General features: G+C 34.9%; 2 protein-coding genes. Both read left to right on the forward strand.

Features of this window, described 5'->3' with window-relative positions; translation table 11 throughout:
• Positions 1 to 234, forward strand: a 234-nt coding sequence (locus tag ES677_RS15375) for a hypothetical protein (protein ID WP_170235072.1), incomplete at its 5' end; no start/stop codon positions are given.
• Positions 235 to 3434: 3200 nt separating this feature from the next.
• Positions 3435 to 3676: ISAon1 family transposase N-terminal region protein (locus ES677_RS14880; RefSeq protein WP_148381679.1), on the forward strand; the 242-nt coding region annotated here is incomplete at its 3' end.

Here is a 3676-nt window from a genome sequence, read left to right on the forward strand (position 1 = left end):
GTTGTTGCTAGGTGTACTTCGGTTGGCGCAAGCTCTGTGTTTGAGGTTGTCTTAGGTGCAACAGTAACAGTTGAAGCTAAAGCAGTGAATAGTCCGAGTGAAAAAAGAGCGATAAAAGTAATTTTTAGGGATTTCATAAGTATGTATGCCGTATTTAGGGTTAATAATTTAATCAATTACACCAAACAAATACAAATTAGATCGAGCGATAAAACAGCTCTCCAATGGAAATAACTACTAAAAACAACCAATAGCTGCTAAGGGATTTAATAATTAAATTACGTACAAAAACACACTAATATTTTAAAAATGATTTTAAAATAAAGTATTTACGAAGACGCAATGTAAGTAATTTTTTGTTAAAATTAAAAAACAATTAACTAACTATCAATATCTTAATACAAAACCTCAAATAAAAAACACCGAATTAAGTTTAATACCTAGCCTACAAAAAGTAGAAAAAAAACAATCGACCGACTGGAGCACGGCGAAACGATGAGTAAAAAAAACGTTGGTCTGCCCTTTTCAATCCATAAATAACTAAAATGTATAAAAGAGAAAAAACTAGTGTAATTATATTCAAAGGTCCTCCCTGACGTATCGCCGATCTATCGTAAAATTTTAGGCTGTTTGAGCTATCAAAAATCAGGAATTGATAACAGATCTCTCCAGCGAGTTCCTAAAATTTAGGGGCCGAATGATAAATTTAGATAGAGGGTCGTAAGCCTAGACTTTTTTGTTTCTTTTTTGGGCAATGCAAAAAAGAAAAAGAATAATAAATGAAACACTTTATCGAAACGTTATCAATCTTAAAGCACCAGCACACCCTTTGAACCACAATCAAAAAACTACACACTCCTAGTTTACAACAACATTCTAATTCCTATTAATCAATTAGTCTTTCTAATGTTCATTTTTTCCATTGATGAAAAAACGAACCAAAAAAATCTAGGCTGATTTTAGTACGCTTGAAAACGGCGTAAAACCCTTATCGTGCGGATGGCAACCGCAAGCTAGGCCATCCTCCACTGCCAGCCGCTGCGGCTTTTACTTGTATTACTACGCCTACGAAAAGTAGGCCGATTAAGATTTAGGTACAAATTAGATTTTAAAACGTTCTAATTATGTTCAATTTCCACCCTTTAGCGTTGGGGTAAAGAAATTGAGATAAGCACTATTTAAACCACAATCAAAACCATTCTAAAAAGTAAAGAAAAACATCTAATTATATTCAAATGCTGACCCCGGCCTATCGCCGATCTATCGTAAAATTTGAAATGAAGGCACCGTAAAATTTTAGGCTGTTTGAGCTATCAAAACGTATGAATGGATAACAGATCTCTCCAGCGAGTTCCTAAAATTTAGGGGCAGAATGATAAATTTAGATAGAGGGTCGTAAGCCTAGACTTTTTTGTTCCTTTTTTGGGCAATGCAAAAAAGAAAAAGAATAATAAGCCAGATCAATCTTAAAGCACCAGCACACACTATTTGAACCACAATCAAAAAACTACACACTCCTAGTTTATAACAACATTCTAATTCCTATTAATCAATTAGTCTTTCTAATGTTCATTTTTCCACTGATAAAAAAACGAACCAAAAAAATCTAGGCTGATTTTAGTACGCTTGAAAACGGCGTAAAACCCTTATCGTGCGGATGGCAACCGCAAGCTAGGCCATCCTCCACTGCCAGCCGCTGCGGCTTTTACTTGTTTTACTACGCCTACGAAAAGTAGGCCGATTAAGATTTAGGTACAAATTAGATTTTAAAACGTTCTAATTATGTTCAATTTCCACCCTTTAGCGTTGGGGTAAAGAAATTGAGATAAGCACTATTTAAACCAAAATCAAAACCATTCACTGTTTACCACTCACTATGCACTTTTTAATGAAAAATTCACTTAAAAACTACCCCGGCCTATCGAGCATCTATCGTAAAATTTGAAATGAAGGCACCGTAAAATTTTAGGCTGTTTGAGCTATCAAAAATTAGGAATGGATAACAGATCTCTCCAGCGAGTTCCTAAAATTTAGGGGCAGAATGATAAATTTAGATAGAGGGTCGTAAGCCTAGACTTTTTTGTTTCTTTTTTGGGCAATGCAAAAAAGAAAAAGAATAATAAGCCAGATCAATCTTAAAGCACCAGCACACCCTATTTGAACCACAATCAAAAAACTACACACTCCTAGTTTATAACAACATTCTAATTCCTATTAATCAATTAGTCTTTCTAATGTTCATTTTTTCCATTGATAAAAAAACGAACCAAAAAAATCTAGGCTGATTTTAGTACGCTTGAAAACGGCGTAAAACCCTTATCGTGCGGATGGCAACCGCAAGCTAGGCCATCCTCCACTGCCAGCCGCTGCGGCTTTTACTTGTTTTACTACGCCTACGAAAAGTAGGCCATTTAAGATTTAGGTACGAATTAGATTGTAAAACGTTCTAATTGTGTTCAATGTTCGCCCTTTAGGGCTGGGGTAAATACATTGAGATAAGCACTATTTGAACCAAAATCAAAACAATTATAAAAAGTAAAGAAAAATATCTAATTATATTCAAATGCTGACCCCGGCCTATCGAGGATCTATCGTAAAATTTGAAATGAAGGCACCGTAAAATTTTAGGCTGTTTGAGCTAACAAAACGTATGAATGGATAACAGATCTCTCCAGCGAGTTCCTAAAATTTAGGGGCAGAATGATAAATTTAGATAGAGGGTCGTAAGCCTAGACTTTTTTGTTTCTTTTTTGGGCAATGCAAAAAAGAAAAAGTGGAATAAGCCAGATCAATCTTAAAGCACCAGCACACTCTATTTAAACCAAAATCAAAACAATTATAAAAATTAAAGAAAACCATCTAATTATATTCAATTTCCTCCCTTTAGGGTCGGGGTAAAGAAATTGAGATAAGCTCTATTTGAACCACAATCAAAACCATTCACTGTTTACCACTCACTATGCACTTTTTAATGAAAGATTCACTTAAAAACTACCCCGGCCTATCGCCGATCTATCGTAAAATTTGAAATGAAGGCACCGTAAAATTTTAGGCTGTTTGAGCTCTCAAAAATCAGGAATTGATAACAGATCTCTCCAGCGAGTTCCTAAAATTTAGGAGCCGAATGATAAATTTAGATAGAGGGTCGTAAGCCTAGACTTTTTTGTTTCTTTTTTGGCCAATGCAAAAAAGAAAAAGTGGAATAAGCCAAATCAATCTTAAAGTCCTAGTACACACTATTTGAACCACAATCAAAACAATTATAAAAAGTAAAGAAAACGTTCTAATTGTGTTCAATTCCCTCCCTTTAGGGTTGGGGTAAAGAAATTGAGATAAGCACTACTACACCAAAAATCTTGCTTTAAACGGAGTTTTATTGGATCAAACGTAAAACTTGGGGAGAAACTTTATCTTTGACAAAAACAGATTAGATCTTGAATATAAAATTAGCACAGTATTTGTTACCGAAAGGCGTTATGGATTATTTTGAAATTGTAGACCATAAATCATCAGAAGGTAAGGTTCATTTTTACCTAGAAGAAAAGAACGTGCTGCCCAAGGAGTACCAATCAGAATTAGCGCAATCCAAAGGCTTCTTGCCTGAGATAACCGTTGAAGATTTCCCTTTAAGAGGCAAATCGGTACTGCTCCATATAAAGCGTAGACGATGGACTCT

The sequence above is a fragment of the Bizionia gelidisalsuginis genome (genome assembly GCF_008086185.1).
Taxonomy (GTDB): Bacteria; Bacteroidota; Bacteroidia; order Flavobacteriales; family Flavobacteriaceae; genus Bizionia; species Bizionia saleffrena.